We start from the raw sequence: 844 nt of genomic DNA, 5'->3' as shown, positions 1-844 counted from the left end.
TCTTGACCGCTGAGCATCCACCCGCAACACCAGGTGGTAGTGGTTGCTCATGACCGCGTAGGCGGCCACATCAATGGCAAACACGGAAGCCAGCCCCAGGGCGCGATCCTCTATCCACCCGCGTCGATGCTCATAGTCGTTGCCGGTGACCGAGTCCTGCCCACAGAGAAACGCCCGCCGCACGCAGCGGGACACCACGTGATACCAGGGCGTGTGATCAAGGCAGATTTGCGAGGCGCGGGGCTGGGTCATGGGGAGAGCTTAGTGGGGTGGTGGATCGGAGTCAACAAAGTGGGTGTCCTAAAGTAAGGCGGAAAACACCCAGCTGGCGGCCGCGCGGCGCGCCCAGGGGGAATTCGCCCGCATCCAACCGACTGGCCACGCATCCAAAGATGGGCAAGACGGGCAGGATTCCAGGCACCTGGCTGATACCATACGAAAGCTATCGACTAGACATTGGTCTGCCGGAGGGCTTCCGTCCTATACTGCAGCCATGCCTCGCTTCTTCAACAACGCCGGTCCCACGGTTCCCGCTGACCACTATGCCATTGATCCCCTGAGTCGCATCGACTGGGAGGATCTGCAGGCGCTGATCGAGCAGAAACGGTATTTTGTCCTCCATGCCCCGCGCCAGACGGGGAAGACCACCACGCTGCTGACGATGATGGAGGCGATCAATGCCCAGGGCCGTTACGCCTGTGCGTATGCCAATATCGAGGGCGCTCAGGCGGCGCGTGGGAACGAGGAGAAAGGTATTCCGACCGTGTGTGCAGCCATTGCGGGCGCCATCCGGCACTACCTGAAAGATGAAACGGTATTCTCCTGGTTCAATCAGCATCGTGAA

2 pseudogenes are annotated in these 844 nt (G+C 60.7%); one reads left to right on the top strand and one right to left on the bottom strand.

Features of this window, described 5'->3' with window-relative positions:
* A pseudogene (locus LPW29_RS15210) lies at positions 1-252 on the bottom strand (transposase); the annotation flags it as partial.
* A 241-nt stretch (positions 253-493) separates the two neighbouring features.
* On the opposite strand from LPW29_RS15210, the pseudogene LPW29_RS15205 reads away from it, so the two are divergent.
* A pseudogene (locus tag LPW29_RS15205) lies at positions 494-844 on the top strand (ATP-binding protein); the annotation flags it as partial.

This window comes from Ectothiorhodospira sp. 9100, from assembly GCF_022227565.1.
GTDB classification, from domain to species: Bacteria; Pseudomonadota; Gammaproteobacteria; order Ectothiorhodospirales; family Ectothiorhodospiraceae; genus Ectothiorhodospira; species Ectothiorhodospira marina.
Note: the sequence above shows the minus strand (reverse complement) of the source record. Positions and strands in the feature narration are given on the sequence as shown.